This is a genomic window from Klebsiella sp. 141161, from assembly GCF_050600815.1.
In the GTDB taxonomy this organism is placed as follows: domain Bacteria; phylum Pseudomonadota; class Gammaproteobacteria; order Enterobacterales; family Enterobacteriaceae; genus Klebsiella; species Klebsiella aerogenes.
In genome coordinates this window covers 188,409-204,278 of sequence record NZ_JAQIRN010000003.1, presented here as the reverse complement: position 1 = coordinate 204,278, position 15,870 = coordinate 188,409, and the positions used below count along the sequence as shown (strand labels likewise).

Sequence of the window (15,870 nt, the reverse complement as noted above, 5' to 3'; positions counted from 1 at the left end):
ATCCAGTATATGGGGATGTATTCCATACATTCAACGGCGGGAACACAGGAAAAATAAAAGGGGGGATAAAATCCCCCCTTTTTGCTTAACTGCTTGTGTCGATTGGCGAATTATTCGCCAGATGCCTGCTGCGCTTCCGGCTTGCCGTAGATCAGCAGCGGCTTGCTCTGACCTTCGATCACCGACTCGTCAATCACCACTTTTTCGACATCTTCCATGGACGGCAGATCGTACATGGTGTCGAGCAGCGCGGCTTCAACGATTGAACGCAGACCACGGGCGCCGGTTTTACGCGCCATCGCTTTCTTGGCTATCGCATCCAGCGCTTCATCACGGAATTCCAGCTCTGCGCCTTCGAGGCCAAACAGCGCCTGATACTGTTTAGTCAGGGCGTTTTTCGGCTCTTTCAGGATCTGAATCAGCGCTTCTTCACTCAGTTCATTCAGCGTCGCGACAACCGGCAGACGGCCGATAAATTCCGGGATCAGACCAAACTTGATCAGATCTTCCGGCTCGACCTGCGCCAGCAGCTCGCCTTCGCTGGCTTTGTCGGATTTCGCTTTAACCGTCGCGCCAAAACCAATGCCGGAGCCGGTTTCTACACGATGGGAAATCACTTTGTCCAGGCCTGCGAACGCGCCGCCGCAGATAAACAGAATCTTGGAGGTATCGACCTGCAAGAACTCCTGCTGCGGATGTTTACGCCCGCCCTGTGGCGGAACAGCGGCTACGGTGCCTTCGATTAGCTTCAGCAGCGCCTGCTGAACGCCCTCGCCGGACACATCGCGGGTAATCGACGGGTTATCCGATTTACGGGAAATTTTGTCGATTTCATCGATGTACACGATGCCGCGCTGCGCTTTCTGCACATCGTAATCGCATTTCTGCAGCAGCTTCTGAATGATGTTTTCCACGTCTTCACCCACGTAACCCGCTTCGGTCAGCGTGGTGGCATCGGCCATAGTAAACGGAACATCCAACAGACGCGCCAGCGTTTCAGCCAACAGCGTTTTACCGGAGCCGGTCGGCCCGATCAGCAGAATGTTGCTTTTACCCAGTTCTACGCCATTGCTGGTGTCGCCGTTGCGCAGACGTTTGTAGTGGTTGTATACCGCCACGGCCAGCACTTTTTTCGCCTGTTCCTGGCCGATAACATAATCGTCCAGATGGTGGCGAATTTCGTGCGGCGTCGGCAGCGCGCTGCGCTCGCGGTGCGGAGCGACTTCTTTAATCTCTTCGCGAATGATGTCGTTACATAAGTCAACGCATTCGTCGCAGATATACACGGATGGCCCGGCGATCAGCTTACGCACTTCATGCTGGCTTTTGCCGCAAAAAGAGCAGTACAACAGTTTGCCCGAACCATCTTTGCGTTTATCTGTCATGAGTCCAAACCTCTTCTTAAGTTCTTTGTGCCGCAGATGACGACGCAAATGCCATTCTCAGGCGCAAGTCGCGATCACGCGTTGTGCCGCCCAGTAGTTAAAACAAGTATAGCGGCACCCTTACGCCACGGGCATCAATTACGATGGGTCAAGATGGAATCAACCAGGCCGTATTCCACCGCTTCCGACGCCGACAGGAAGCGGTCACGCTCGGTATCGCGCTCGATCTGCTCAAGGGATTGACCCGTATGATGCGCCATCAGTTCATTCATGCGCCCTTTCACTTTCAGAATTTCACGGGCATGGATTTCGATATCCGTCGCCTGGCCCTGATAGCCGCCCAGCGGCTGGTGAATCATCACGCGGGAGTTCGGCAGGCAGAAACGCTTACCTTTCGCCCCGGCGGTCAGCAGGAAGGCGCCCATTGAAGCCGCCTGCCCCATACAGATAGTGCTGACATCCGGCTTGATGAACTGCATGGTGTCGTAAATTGACATCCCGGCGGTGATCACGCCGCCCGGAGAGTTAATGTACAGGTAAATATCTTTTTCTGGATTTTCCGCTTCCAGAAACAGCATCTGCGCCACGATCAGATTAGCCATGTGGTCTTCCACCTGGCCGGTCAGGAAAATAACGCGTTCCTTGAGCAGACGGGAATAGATATCAAAAGAACGTTCACCGCGTGAGGTCTGTTCAATGACCATCGGCACCAGGGCCATATGGGGTGCAAAGTTATCTCGTTCGCCACTGTATGACATTTCCGTCTCCTGGATTAATTTTGAAAAAACCTGCTGCACTGATTGTAACCTTATGGACGGATTATCAGCCAGAGTTTCTATCCGCAGGGCACTGATACGTTGAGCTGGTCATTATTTCTGACGCTGCGGATGCAGATACGTCCCCCGGTTATGGGGATGGCGCAGCCATAATTCAAGCATAACAACCTTTTGGAGTAACGCTATCACTGAAAATGTGTTTTAGCACTCATCCTAAGCCTATCATTGCAATAAAAAAACCCGCAGCCTTTCGGCAACGGGTTTTTGCGCGAACTTTAAACAGCCGGGCGAAATTACGCCTGCTGGTTCATCAGTTCGTTGAAGGAAGTGGCTTTTTCAGACACTTTAGCTTTCGCCAGCACGGCTTCAACAGCCTGCTCTTCCAGCGCCACGTTGCGCATGTTGTCCATCAGCTCTTTGTTTTTGCTGTAGAACTCAACCACTTCTGACGGATCTTCGTACGCGGAAGCCATCTCTTCGATCAGGCCTTTCACGCGCTCTTCGTCAGCTTTCAGCTCGTTGGTGCGAATCACTTCGCCCAGCAGCAGGCCAACAACTACGCGACGTTTAGCCTGCTCTTCGAACAGTTCGCGAGGCAGTTCCAGAGCCTGTTTCTCGTTACCGCCGAAACGCTGAGCAGCCTGACGACGCAGTACGTCGATTTCGCTGTCGATCAGAGCAGCCGGAACGTCGATGTCGTTCGCTTTCACCAGGCCTTCGATAGCCTGAGATTTAACGCGGTTACGCACGGCGCCTTTCAGCTCGCGTTCCATGTTTTTACGCACTTCAGCGCGCAGACCTTCTACGGAACCATCTTCAACGCCGAAACGTTTGATGAATTCAGCAGTCAGTTCCGGCAGTTCGCGTTCTTCAACTTTTTTCAGGTTGATAACGAACTTAGCGGCTTTACCTTTCAGGTTTTCAGCGTGGTACTCTTCCGGGAAGGTCACGTCGATGGTGAACTCTTCGCCAGCTTTGTGGCCTTTGATACCGTCTTCGAAGCCCGGGATCATACGACCCTGACCCATCGCCAGTACGAAGTCAGACGCTTTACCGCCTTCGAACTCTTCGCCGTCTACAGAACCGGTGAAGTCGATGGTAACGCGATCTTCAGCGTCAACGGCGCCTTCTTTTTCTTTCCAGTTCGCCTGCTGCTTACGCAGAGTGTCCAGCATGCCGTCAACGTCAGCGTCGGTGACTTCAACAACCGGTTTTTCAACTTCGATTGCGTCCAGACCTTTCAGTTCAACTTCCGGATACACTTCGAACTCTACCGCGTAGGTGAAGTCTTCGCCCAGCTTGTATTCGCCCGGAACGTAGTTCGGCGCGCCGGCCGGATTAATTTTCTCTTTGATGATCGCGTCAACGAAATGACGGCTCATCAGGTCGCCCAGCACGTCCTGGCGAACGGAAGCGCCATAACGCTGAGCAACAACATTCATCGGCACTTTGCCTTTACGGAAGCCGTCAATGCGAACTTTTTTCGCTACGTTGACCAGCTCGCTTTTGACAGCATTCTCGATGCTGTCAGCGGCGATAGTAATCGTTACACGGCGCCCAAGGCCCTGAGTGGTTTCAACTGAAACTTGCATCTTGTTACCTCAAAAAAATCACAGTGCTCGGTCAACTCTGGAAGCGCGTGTAGGTGGCTTCGCAGAACCGGGATGCCCTCTTCAAATCAGAAACACATTCCCTGTCGTCAGAATCATCCCGAAGACATTCATATATAAGACGCGGCATTATAGCGGCATCACTTTTGTGAGTCGAGAACGGTTGTCACCCACTGCTGCGGGGTTTTTCACATTTCCCGCTCAAATTTGCCTGCAAAAGCGCGAACTTTGCGCATTTTCCAGGCAAAAGAAAACGGCCCGCAGGCCGTTTTTGCTAAATCTTCACGCAACATACTGGAAAAGCGCCAGCGGTTGCAAATGTGATTTTTACGCGATGCTCCCCGCTCCGCGGCAGGGCGGAGAGGCAAAGACGGTATCCTGTAGCCCTTCCCACTCTTTAATCGTATAGGTATGCAGCGCCAGCGCGTGCACGGTGCTTGACAGCTCCTCGGTCAACGTACCGTAAATCATACGATGACGATTAAGGAAACGTTCGCCGGTGAAGCGGTCGCTCACCAACACCACTTTAAAATGACTTTCAGAGCCCGCAGGGACGTTGTGCCGATAGCTTTCATCCACGACTTCCAGATACATCGGGTCGAACGCTGCTCTAAGTTTTGCTTCGATCTGCTCACGTATCATCATGAATTTTCTCCTCCGACAACGCTGAGATGCCGCCTTTCCCTTTAAATGTTAGCCGCTTTTACCGCTTCCATTGGCAGAAAACAACAAAAAATTAGCATTCCTCTGATATTTTCACGCAAAAGTATCAGGTTTACTGATATCTCCAGGCCAAATCGCCACCGGAAATGGGACGAGGTCATAAAACGCACAACACGATGATTTTCCACTCGTAGCCACTTCCCCTCACCGTTGGCGATGTTATGATGGCGGGAATTTTCCTTAAACACCCTAACTACTTCGAGTTGCAGAAAAAAGCGCCCACGATAACCCCGTAGCGCCTGAAACCTGAATTATGACGGGTATAACAACACCGTGCGTTGAGACCCTGAACATGCTGAAGAAAATTCTATTCCCGTTGGTCGCGATGTTTGTACTGGCAGGATGCGCCACTCCACCGACGACCATTGAAGTATCACCGAAAATCACCCTGCCGCAGCAGGATCCGAGCCTGATGGGCGTTACCGTCAGCATTAACGGCGCGGACCAGCGTACCGATCAGGCGCTGGCGAAAGTCACCCGCAACAACCAGTTGGTGACCCTGACCGCCTCTCGCGACCTGCGCTTCCTGCTGCAGGAAGTGCTTGAGAAGCAAATGACGTCGCGCGGCTACATGATTGGCCCGAACGGCGCCGTCGACCTGCAGATCATTGTTAACAAACTGTATGCTGACGTCTCACAGGGCAACGTGCGTTACAACATCGCCACCAAAGCGGATATCGCCATCGTCGCCACCGCCGCTAACGGCAACAAGATGACTAAGAACTACCGCGCCAGCTACTCCGTTGAGGGCGCTTTCCAGGCTTCCAACGAGAACATTGCTAACGCGGTTAATAGCGTGCTGACCGATACCATCGCCGACATGGCGCAGGACACCAGCATTCACGACTTCATCAAACAAAACGCTCGTTAATAAAATAGCAGGCCCGGTTCACTCCGGGCCTGCTCTATATGCCATGTCCAATCACTACTTGCGTATTTTTCAGCAGCCCAAATCAGCTATTTTGCTGATCCTCGGCTTTGCTTCTGGTTTACCTCTCGCACTGACTTCCGGCACGCTGCAAGCGTGGATGACCGTTGAAAATATCGATTTAAAAACTATCGGCTTCTTCTCTCTCGTCGGTCAGGCCTACGTGTTTAAATTTTTGTGGTCGCCATTAATGGACCGCTACACGCCGCCGTTTTTAGGCCGCCGCCGCGGCTGGCTGCTGACGACTCAGCTTGCGCTACTCGTCGCCATCGCCGCGATGGGCTTTCTTGAACCTTCAACGCAGTTGCGCTGGATGGCGGCGCTGGCTGTAGTTATCGCCTTTTGCTCCGCGTCGCAGGATATCGTCTTTGATGCCTGGAAAACCGACGTCCTCCCGGCGGAAGAGCGCGGCGCCGGTGCGGCGATAAGCGTGCTCGGCTATCGCCTGGGGATGCTGGTATCCGGAGGGTTAGCGCTCTGGTTGGCCGACCGTTGGCTGGGCTGGCAGGGGATGTACTGGCTAATGGCCGCCCTGCTTATTCCGTGCATTATCGCCACGCTGCTGGCGCCGGAGCCCAGCGACGTCATTCCGGTACCGAAATCTCTTGAGCAGGCCGTTGCCGCGCCGCTGCGCGACTTCTTCGGCCGCAACAACGCCTGGCTTATCCTGCTGTTAATTGTCCTTTATAAGCTTGGTGATGCCTTCGCCATGAGCCTGACCACCACTTTCCTGATTCGCGGCGTTGGTTTTGATGCCGGTGAAGTCGGGATGGTGAATAAAACGTTGGGCCTGTTCGCCACCATTGTCGGCGCCCTCTACGGCGGTGTGCTGATGCAGCGCCTGACGCTGTTCCGCGCCCTGCTAATTTTTGGCCTGCTGCAGGGGGCCTCCAACGCCGGATACTGGATCCTCTCGGTCACCGATAAACACCTTTATTCGATGGCGGCGGCGGTATTTTTTGAAAACCTGTGCGGCGGGATGGGCACCGCGGCGTTTGTCGCCCTGTTAATGACGCTGTGTAACAAGTCGTTTTCCGCCACTCAGTTTGCGCTGCTGTCGGCGCTGTCGGCGGTAGGTCGCGTTTACGTTGGGCCGATTGCCGGCTGGTTTGTCGAAGCGAACGGCTGGCCGACGTTTTATCTTTTCTCCGTCGTTGCCGCCGTGCCGGGGATTTTGCTCCTGCTTCTGTGTCGGCGTACGCTGGAATATACTCAACGAACGGAAAGCTTCTTGCCGCGCACGCAATACCCTCAGACTTACGCCCTGGCGCTGGTTATCCTGGCGGTAGGTTGTTTGATGCTGGCGATATGGCTGCTGCTGTTGGCGATGAACGCGCTGGATTACACCTCTTTCTCCTTCCTGCCAGGCCTACTGGAAGTCGCCGCACTGACCGCTATCGGTGGTATTTTGCTCGGCGCTGTTCTGGACTATATGGCGCTACGCAAAACGCAGCTGATTTAATTTTCGCCAAACCGTTAATAGCCGTTTTAATTACCCGAGGTAATTATAACGGCTTATTAGCGATTTTATTTTCCCTGGGAGCTGATTTGTTGTTTTGTGCGTTTTAGATTTCTGGAAATTATTGACAATTTTTACGCGATTCTTTAATTAATTTAACCGATTCAGCAGCGTTACTTTATTTTAACGTTTTCTTTATGTCTTTTATTTGATAATTAATTGTTAATTATTTGTGTTATTTTTACGATGTTTATACTCGTAACTCCATAAGCATTCCCTTTCTTATCCCTTTCGTTATAGATCCAGCGTAAATCAGGCTTTGCAAGCAATTACGTCACATTCCGTAACATATGTGACAATCCAAGCAGAACCCGCTAACACAGAACTGACACAGATCCAATCGTGTTTACAGTAATGCAACCTTACCGTAAAATGCCCATACACTTTAAACGCCACCAGATCCCGTGGAATTGAGGTCGTTCAATGAGACTCAGGAAATACAATAAAAGTTTGGGATGGATGTCATTAATCGCAGGTACTGTATTACTCAGTGGTTGTGATTCTGCGCTCCTTGACCCAAAAGGACAGATTGGACTGGAGCAACGCTCTTTGATTCTGACGGCATTCGGCCTGATGATGATTGTCGTTATTCCCGCCGTCTTAATGGCAGTAGGATTTGCCTGGAAGTATCGCGCGAGCAATAAAGATGCGAAGTATAGCCCGAACTGGTCACACTCCAACAAAGTTGAAGCTGTGGTCTGGACGGTTCCTATTCTGATCATCTTGTTCCTGGCCGTTCTGACCTGGAAAACCACTCACGCTCTGGAGCCAAGCAAACCGCTTGTCCACGACGAGAAAGCAATCACCATCGAAGTTGTATCGATGGACTGGAAATGGTTCTTTATTTACCCGGAACAGGGTATCGCTACCGTCAACGAAATCGCCTTCCCGGCGAACGTACCGGTGCACTTTAAAGTCACTTCCAACTCCGTGATGAACTCGTTCTTTATTCCGCGCTTAGGTAGCCAGATTTATGCGATGGCCGGGATGCAGACTCAGCTGCACCTCATCGCTGATGAAGCAGGCACTTATGACGGTATCTCCGCAAGCTATAGTGGCCCGGGCTTCTCTGGTATGAAGTTCAAGGCTATCGCCACCCCGGATCGTGCAACCTTCGATCAGTGGGTAGCAAAAGCGAAACAGTCCCCGAACTCCATGGACTCCATGGCTGCATTCGACAAAGTGGCTGTGCCTAGCGAAAACAACAAAGTGGAATACTTCTCTAACGTGAAACCGGATTTGTTCAAAGACGTTGTTAACAAATTCATGTCTCACGAGAGCATGAACATGTCTAAACCTGAAGGCGAGCACGCTGCGCACGAAGGGATGGAAGGCATGGACATGAGCCACGCGGAAACCGCTCACTAAGGGGCCGAGGAAGAAAACGATGTTCGGAAAACTTACACTGGATGCAGTGCCCTACCACGAACCTATTATCGTGGTAACGGTTGCTGCAATCATCGTCGGGGGACTGGCGATACTGGCAGCGATCACTTACTTCGGTAAGTGGTCCTACCTATGGAACGAGTGGCTGACGTCCGTCGACCACAAACGTCTCGGTATCATGTACGTTATCGTGGCAATCGTCATGCTGCTGCGTGGCTTTGCCGACGCCGTTATGATGCGTAGCCAGCAGGTGCTGGCTTCAGCCGGGGAAGCAGGATTCCTGCCGCCTCATCACTACGATCAGATCTTTACCGCCCACGGCGTTATCATGATCTTCTTCGTGGCAATGCCATTCGTTATCGGCCTGATGAACCTGGTGGTTCCGCTTCAGCTCGGCGCGCGTGACGTTGCGTTCCCGTTCCTCAACAACCTGAGCTTCTGGTTCACGGTTGTGGGCGTGATTCTGGTTAACCTGTCTCTGGGCGTCGGTGAGTTCGCACAGACCGGTTGGCTGGCGTATCCGCCGCTTTCGGGAATTGAGTACAGTCCTGGCGTAGGGGTCGATTACTGGATTTGGGCGCTGCAGCTCTCCGGTATCGGTACTACCCTGACCGGTATCAACTTCTTTGTGACCATTATCAAGATGCGTGCCCCTGGCATGACCATGTTCAAGATGCCGGTATTCTCCTGGGCATCTCTGTGCGCCAACATCCTGATTATCGCCTCCTTCCCAATTCTGACCGTCACCGTCGCGCTGCTGACCCTGGACCGCTACCTGGGCACCCATTTCTTTACCAACGATATGGGTGGCAACATGATGATGTACATCAACCTGATTTGGGCCTGGGGTCACCCGGAAGTGTACATTCTGGTTCTGCCGGTATTCGGGGTCTTCTCCGAAGTCGCAGCAACCTTCTCGCGTAAACGTCTGTTTGGTTACACCTCGCTGGTGTGGGCAACCGTCTGTATTACCGTTCTGTCGTTCATCGTTTGGCTGCACCACTTCTTCACCATGGGTGCCGGCGCGAACGTAAACGCCTTCTTCGGTATTACCACTATGATTATCGCGATCCCGACCGGGGTTAAGATCTTCAACTGGCTGTTCACCATGTACCAGGGCCGCATCGTCTTCAACTCGGCGATGATGTGGACTATCGGCTTCATCGTTACCTTCTCCGTTGGTGGGATGACCGGCGTTCTGCTGGCGGTACCGGGCGCAGACTTCGTACTGCACAACAGTCTGTTCCTGATTGCGCACTTCCATAACGTCATCATCGGCGGCGTGGTATTCGGTTGCTTCGCAGGTCTGACCTACTGGTGGCCGAAAGCCTTTGGTTTCACCCTGAACGAAACCTGGGGTAAACGCGCATTCTGGTTCTGGATCATCGGCTTCTTCGTAGCATTTATGCCGCTGTACGTGCTGGGCTTCATGGGGATGACCCGTCGCCTGAGCCAGGACATCGATCCGCAGTTCCACTCCATGCTGGTAGTTGCAGCATGCGGCGCGGCGCTGATCGCTTGCGGTATCCTGTGCCAGCTGATTCAGTTCTACGTTTCTATCCGCGATCGCGATCAGAACCGTGACCTGACCGGCGACCCATGGGGCGGCCGTACTCTGGAGTGGGCAACCTCTTCTCCACCGCCGTTCTATAACTTCGCAGTCGTTCCTAACGTTCACGAACGTGACGCGTTCTGGGAAATGAAAGAAAAAGGCGAAGCGTACAAGCAACCTGCGCATTATGAAGAAATTCATATGCCGAAAAACAGCGGCGCGGGCATCATCATTGCTGCATTCGCAACGGTGTTTGGCTTCGCGATGATCTGGCATATCTGGTGGATGGCGATTGTTGGTTTCGCCGGCATCGTAGTGACCTGGATTATCAAGAGCTTTGACGAGGACGTGGATTACTACGTACCGGTTGCGGAAGTCGAAAAACTGGAAAATCAGCATTTCGATGAGATTAACAAAGCAGGGCTGAAAAATGGCAACTGATACTCTTGCGCACAATGCCCACGCGCATGAACACGGGCACCATGATACAGGACCGATGAAAGTCTTCGGTTTCTGGATCTACCTGATGAGCGACTGCATTATCTTCGCTACGCTGTTCGCAACCTATGCCGTTCTGGTGAACGGCACGGCTGGCGGCCCGGCGGGTAAAGATATCTTTGAACTGCCGTTCGTTCTGGTTGAAACCGCACTGCTGTTATTCAGCTCCATCACCTATGGCATGGCGGCTATCGCCATGTACAAAAACAACAAGAGCCAGGTCGTTTCCTGGCTCGCCCTGACCTTCCTCTTCGGTGCAGGGTTCGTTGGTATGGAAATCTATGAATTCCATCACCTGATTGTTGAAGGTATGGGTCCGGATCGTAGCGGCTTCCTGTCAGCGTTCTTCGCGCTGGTTGGTACCCACGGTCTGCACGTCACCTCCGGTCTGCTGTGGATGGCGGTGCTGATGGTTCAGGTATCGCGTCGCGGCCTGACCAACACTAACCGTACCCGTATTATGTGCCTGAGCCTGTTCTGGCACTTCCTGGATGTGGTGTGGATCTGCGTGTTCTCTGTTGTTTATCTGATGGGGGCGATGTAATGAGTCATTCTACCGATCATAGCGGCGCTTCTCACGGCAGCGTGAAGAGCTACATGACAGGGTTCATCCTGTCGATCATTCTGACGGCTATCCCGTTTGCAATGGTTATGAGTGGCTCTGCCTCGCATGCAGCGATTCTGGGAACCATCCTGGTCACGGCTGTGGTGCAGATTCTGGTACACCTGGTGTACTTCCTGCACATGAACAGTAAATCAGACGAAGGTTGGAACCTGACCGCGTTTATCTTCACCGTAATCATCATTGCTATCGTAGTTGTCGGCTCCATCTGGATTATGTGGAACCTCAACTACAACATGATGATGCACTAAGAGCGGCGAGTATGTTTAAGCAATACCTGCAAGTAACGAAACCAGGCATCATTTTTGGCAACCTGATCTCCGTGATCGGCGGTTTCCTGCTGGCCTCCAAAGGCCACATCGACTATCCGCTGTTCGTCTGGACGCTCCTCGGAGTATCCCTGGTGGTCGCCTCGGGTTGTGTTTTCAACAACTACATCGACCGTGATATCGATCGTAAGATGGAACGGACGAAAAACCGGGTGCTGGTCAAAGGGCTGATCTCGCCAGAATCATCGCTGGTATACGCCACCTTGCTGGGTATTGCTGGCTTCATGCTGTTGTGGTTCGGCGCCAACCCGCTGGCCTGCTGGCTTGGCGTGATGGGGTTTGTGGTTTATGTCGGCATCTACAGCCTGTACATGAAACGCCACTCCGTCTACGGCACGCTGATTGGCTCACTCTCCGGCGCTGCGCCGCCGGTGATTGGCTACTGCGCGGTAACCGGTGATTTTGACAGCGGCGCGGCGATTCTGCTGGCGATCTTTAGCCTGTGGCAGATGCCTCACTCTTACGCCATCGCGATCTTCCGTTTCAAGGATTATCAGGCGGCGAATATTCCGGTTCTGCCGGTAGTGAAAGGTATCTCCGTCGCGAAAAACCATATCACGCTGTACATCGTGGCCTTTGCCGTGGCAACGCTGATGCTTTCCCTTGGTGGTTATGCCGGATACAAATATCTGGTCGTCGCTGCCGCCGTAAGCGTCTGGTGGCTTGGCATGGCGCTGCGCGGGTATAAAGTGGCGGATGATAAAGTCTGGGCACGTAAGCTGTTCGTCTTTTCCATCGTCGCCATCACCGCGCTGTCAGTCATGATGTCTGTCGATTTCATGGTGCCGGATTCACATAATCTGCTGGCTTACGTCAGATAAGATTACGCTAATGTGAAATGAAAAGAGCCTCCGCTAGTCGGGGGCTTTTTTATGCGCCAACATCGGATTACTTCATTAATACCGCCCTCCCCTCACTTTTCTACTTCATTTTCTTCACTCATCACGCAGCTAAAAATTGAGGAAAAAATTGAGCATCGCTAACCGCCGCCCATCTCGCGCCATTAGCGGAGATGGTGCTAGCCTTGCACGGTAGGCAAACGTCTACAAAAAATATGGATTTTTAATAGCAAGGAATAACAATGAAAGAATTAACATTCAACGAAATGGAATCTGTCTCAGGTGGTTTCAACCTGGTGAGCGCTGCAACTGGCTTCGCCAGCTTTGTCGCTAATTCTGCAGCAGGATTTACCTCATTTGCGCTGACCTCCGGTCTGGCTTTCGCCTCTTTCGTTGGCGATAGCGCAATTGAATTTGGTAAATTTCTCCTTGGACAAGCAAACTGGGAAAGCGTAGTCAGCACCGGTCAGGAAAACTGGGCAAACTTCGTTTCCACTGCTGGAAACAGCTGGAATACTTTCGTGAATAACGCCGCAACCGACTGGAACAGCTTCCTGGATCAGGCTGCGTCCTAATCGGTATAATGATAAGGGCAGGTTTCATTTCTGCCCTTTCTGTTGTTTTAACGCTTTTATTTAGCGCTTCACCATTTTAGCCTCGGGTTCTCATCCCTTCTTCTATTACGCAACACAGTCGTAATATCTGCTAAACAAACATTTATTTACGCGTCCTTATCCCCCCACTACACTAGTCACAGTTTTTATATTGAGGTGGTAATGAACGATAACAAAATGACGCCAGGAGAACTGCGCGCAACCTGGGGTTTAGGGACCGTGTTTTCACTGCGCATGCTCGGCATGTTTATGGTCCTGCCCGTTTTGACCACATATGGCATGGCGCTGCAGGGGGCTAGCGAAGCGCTGATTGGTTTGGCTATTGGTATTTACGGGCTCGCCCAGGCCGTCTTCCAGATCCCGTTCGGCCTCCTGTCTGACCGCATTGGCCGTAAACCGTTAATTATTGGTGGTTTGCTGATATTTGTTATCGGCAGCATCATCGCCGCGCTGACCGATTCCATCTGGGGCATTATTCTTGGCCGCGCGCTGCAGGGCTCTGGCGCTATCGCCGCCGCCGTCATGGCACTACTTTCTGATTTAACCCGCGAACAGAACCGTACCAAAGCCATGGCCTTCATTGGCGTCAGTTTTGGCGTGACCTTTGCTATCGCCATGGTGCTCGGCCCTATTGTCACTCACCAGTTAGGATTGCATGCGCTATTCTGGATGATCGCTATTCTGGCCAGCCTCGGTATTTTGCTGACTCTATGGGTAGTACCAAATAGCCACAATCATGTACTGAACCGTGAATCTGGCATGGTAAAGGGCTGCTTTAGCAAAGTGCTTGCTGAACCTAAACTCCTCAAGCTGAACTTCGGCATTATGTGTCTGCACATCATGCTAATGTCGACTTTTGTTGCGCTGCCAGGACAACTGGAGGCCGCAGGTTTCCCGGCCGCCGAGCACTGGAAAATTTACCTGGTGACCATGGTCATTTCCTTTGTCGCCGTGGTGCCATTCATCATCTATGCGGAAGTGAAGCGCAAGATGAAACGAGTGTTCCTGTTCTGCGTCGCCCTACTCCTCATCGCTGAAATCGTACTCTGGGGCGCAGGTGGCTATTTCTGGGAGTTAGTCGCAGGGGTGCAGCTGTTCTTTCTCGCCTTTAATCTCCTGGAAGCATTATTGCCTTCATTAATTAGCAAGGAATCGCCAGCAGGGTATAAAGGCACGGCAATGGGTATTTACTCTACCAGCCAGTTTATCGGCGTGGCCATCGGTGGCGCCCTCGGCGGCTGGGTCGATGGTTTCTTTGATTCACAAACGGTGTTCCTGCTTGGGGCCCTACTCGCAATGTTATGGCTGCTGGTTGCCAGTACCATGAGCGAACCACCTTACGTGAGCAGTCTCCGAGTTGAGATCCCGGACGATGTCATCATTAATGATGAACTACAGCGCCGTCTGTTGTCGAAACCTGGCGTTGAGCAGGTCATGATTGTCGCTGAAGAACGTTCAGCCTACATAAAAATTGACAGCAAAGTAACCAACCGCTTTGAGGTTGAACAGGCTATTATCGCAACTTCGTAATCGCCCCCCATTTCTACGCTCTAAACAATAAGTTGAACGCTCGGCCACACAGAAGATACCTTCGGGTATCTTCTGTTATCAAACATGAATTGACGTAATAAGCCCCCGCACTTTTCTAATTCTGTTTTGTGAAGTTTAATTCACATTAAAACTAATAGATCATTTAAATATTCACTATTATATAAAAAACCCTCTGATTAGTATATTGCCCGGTGTGCATAGGCACATCATTAACAATTCATTAATCTAGGATGGAATTAAAAATGAAAGAATTAACCGCAAACGAAATGGAATATGTCTCTGGTGCAGGCATTATCGACCTGCCTTGCGCTTTGGTTGATTTCACCATTCAATCAGCGCTGGGCCTGGTAGCAGCAGGTATTAATGCTGGTATGATTCTGGCCTCCTCCGCACTGGAAACCACTATTGATTTGGTTTCCAATATTCTTGGCGGTTCGCCATCTAGCCTGGGAAGCATTATAACCGACCATATCAACTCCCTGCTGTATGCTGAATCAGGGGTTTGGTCAAACTTTGTTTATAATGCTGCTACTGACTGGGGTGGTGTTGTTGATGCCCTGCAGAGCTAAATAGCATATGGCCAGTCAGAAAACTGACTGGCCATATTTTTTGATGTTAATTATTATTTTCACCACATCTGAGATACATATCACATGCCGTCATGTAATCATCATGCCATCGCCAGTAAACATGTAAATAAAAATATCCTATCGCAGGTATCATACATAATATGAAATATGCATAAAAATACATTTCCCACCCTAATAATTTCAGTAACAGGCTTAAAGTGAGGATCCATAACAGTTGAAGAATAAAGAGAATAACTAACCGTAACCACAGCGGTTTCCTATAAATCAGGGTAAGTGGAATAGTTTTCGCCAGATTCACATCAAACTCTTTCTGAAAAAGCCGTCCTAAAAAAGTATAGCGTCTGGAGGGATGAGCAAAAATTAAATTGACCACCAGTATCGCTGAACACAGAATCAACATAGCGACTATCAACTTTGCTGAAAAAAAACCATTTGATAAGGAAAAATCCTCATCCGCTACCAACGGACTGACAACCCAAAAACTGGTTAGAAACGTGACGGTAACGTTCAAACAAGCATAGTGGTGGAGATTACGGTATTTAAGCGTATGCACAGTTGCCTGCTGTAACTGCTTGACGTAACAATTCCTGGCGAACCAGCACATCATATAGACCATTATCGGCACAAAGATGACAATACAGGCCATCGCGGCAATGCTTGAAAAAAAGAGTAGAAATCCTCTAACAACCAGATAGCACCCCAGTAAACAGCAAGCTGTAGCAACGAGCGGATGCCATAGTATTACCTCAAATTGCGAATACTTTTTCCCTTGAAACCATGAAAAGTTAATATTTTTTATCGCATATTTGTATGACCAATAACCTTTAAGCTCATAAACAAAGCTAAACATAGTTAACGAAAAAATGGCGCTTACGGGAAATGCATCTTCCACGGTCAACAGATACCCTCTGTTTTTAACGTAGAAGGCAATCAGCAGTGTACAAATAA

At 51.1% G+C, this 15,870-nt stretch carries 15 protein-coding genes; 10 read left to right on the top strand and 5 right to left on the bottom strand.

What is annotated here, in order from left to right:
• Window positions 1-110: 110 nt before the first annotated feature.
• The 4 genes from clpX to bolA all read right to left on the bottom strand — a co-directional run bounded on the left by clpX (window position 111) and on the right by bolA (window position 4,416).
• Complete coding sequence (gene clpX / locus PGR79_RS09295; RefSeq protein ID WP_015704591.1) at window positions 111-1,385, bottom strand: ATP-dependent protease ATP-binding subunit ClpX; 1,275 nt, start codon at window positions 1,383-1,385, stop codon at window positions 111-113.
• Between the two features lie 134 nt (window positions 1,386-1,519).
• Window positions 1,520-2,143, bottom strand: a complete 624-nt coding sequence (clpP, locus tag PGR79_RS09290; RefSeq protein WP_003021624.1) for an ATP-dependent Clp endopeptidase proteolytic subunit ClpP — start codon at window positions 2,141-2,143, stop codon at window positions 1,520-1,522.
• A gap of 311 nt (window positions 2,144-2,454) precedes the next feature.
• Entirely contained in the window at window positions 2,455-3,753 is a 1,299-nt protein-coding gene (gene tig / locus PGR79_RS09285) for a trigger factor (protein WP_015367952.1), read from the bottom strand.
• Between the two features lie 345 nt (window positions 3,754-4,098).
• Window positions 4,099-4,416, bottom strand: a complete 318-nt coding sequence (gene bolA / locus PGR79_RS09280) for a transcriptional regulator BolA (RefSeq protein ID WP_015367954.1) — start codon at window positions 4,414-4,416, stop codon at window positions 4,099-4,101.
• Between the two features lie 370 nt (window positions 4,417-4,786).
• On the opposite strand from bolA, the gene PGR79_RS09275 reads away from it, so the two are divergent.
• The 10 genes from PGR79_RS09275 (at window position 4,787) to PGR79_RS09230 (ending at window position 14,901) form a co-directional block, all read left to right on the top strand.
• Complete coding sequence (locus tag PGR79_RS09275) at window positions 4,787-5,365, top strand: lipoprotein (protein ID WP_032705501.1); 579 nt, start codon at window positions 4,787-4,789, stop codon at window positions 5,363-5,365.
• Window positions 5,366-5,408: 43 nt separating this feature from the next.
• Window positions 5,409-6,884: a muropeptide MFS transporter AmpG gene (gene ampG / locus PGR79_RS09270; RefSeq protein ID WP_087860377.1), complete on the top strand. Its 1,476-nt coding sequence runs from the start codon at window positions 5,409-5,411 to the stop codon at window positions 6,882-6,884.
• A 480-nt stretch (window positions 6,885-7,364) separates the two neighbouring features.
• Window positions 7,365-8,309: a cytochrome o ubiquinol oxidase subunit II gene (gene cyoA / locus PGR79_RS09265; RefSeq protein WP_015704588.1), complete on the top strand. Its 945-nt coding sequence runs from the start codon at window positions 7,365-7,367 to the stop codon at window positions 8,307-8,309.
• A gap of 19 nt (window positions 8,310-8,328) precedes the next feature.
• Entirely contained in the window at window positions 8,329-10,320 is a 1,992-nt protein-coding gene (gene cyoB, locus PGR79_RS09260; RefSeq protein ID WP_015704587.1) for a cytochrome o ubiquinol oxidase subunit I, read from the top strand.
• Entirely contained in the window at window positions 10,310-10,921 is a 612-nt protein-coding gene (locus tag PGR79_RS09255) for a cytochrome o ubiquinol oxidase subunit III (protein ID WP_087860378.1), read from the top strand. The genes cyoB and PGR79_RS09255 overlap by 11 nt, the downstream gene beginning before the upstream one ends.
• The gene (locus tag PGR79_RS09250; protein ID WP_015704585.1) at window positions 10,921-11,250 is read left to right on the top strand and encodes a cytochrome o ubiquinol oxidase subunit IV; all 330 of its coding nucleotides are present in this window, start codon (window positions 10,921-10,923) and stop codon (window positions 11,248-11,250) included. Before PGR79_RS09255 ends, PGR79_RS09250 begins: the two co-directional genes overlap by 1 nt.
• Window positions 11,251-11,261: 11 nt before the next feature.
• Window positions 11,262-12,149, top strand: coding sequence for a heme o synthase (cyoE, locus tag PGR79_RS09245; protein ID WP_015367961.1), 888 nt, complete (start codon window positions 11,262-11,264; stop codon window positions 12,147-12,149).
• Between the two features lie 260 nt (window positions 12,150-12,409).
• A complete protein-coding gene (locus PGR79_RS09240; RefSeq protein WP_047739997.1) occupies window positions 12,410-12,742 on the top strand; it encodes a hypothetical protein in 333 nt (110 codons plus the stop codon).
• Window positions 12,743-12,943: 201 nt separating this feature from the next.
• Window positions 12,944-14,311: an MFS transporter gene (locus PGR79_RS09235; protein WP_087860379.1), complete on the top strand. Its 1,368-nt coding sequence runs from the start codon at window positions 12,944-12,946 to the stop codon at window positions 14,309-14,311.
• 263 nt (window positions 14,312-14,574) lie between these two features.
• Window positions 14,575-14,901 (top strand): hypothetical protein, encoded by a 327-nt coding sequence (locus PGR79_RS09230; RefSeq protein ID WP_087860380.1) that lies wholly within the window; start codon window positions 14,575-14,577, stop codon window positions 14,899-14,901.
• Between the two features lie 46 nt (window positions 14,902-14,947).
• Here the strand turns inward: PGR79_RS09230 and PGR79_RS09225 are convergent, their stop codons facing one another.
• Window positions 14,948-15,814 (bottom strand): hypothetical protein, encoded by an 867-nt coding sequence (locus tag PGR79_RS09225; protein ID WP_271032053.1) that lies wholly within the window; start codon window positions 15,812-15,814, stop codon window positions 14,948-14,950.
• Between the last annotated feature and the right edge of the window lie 56 nt (window positions 15,815-15,870).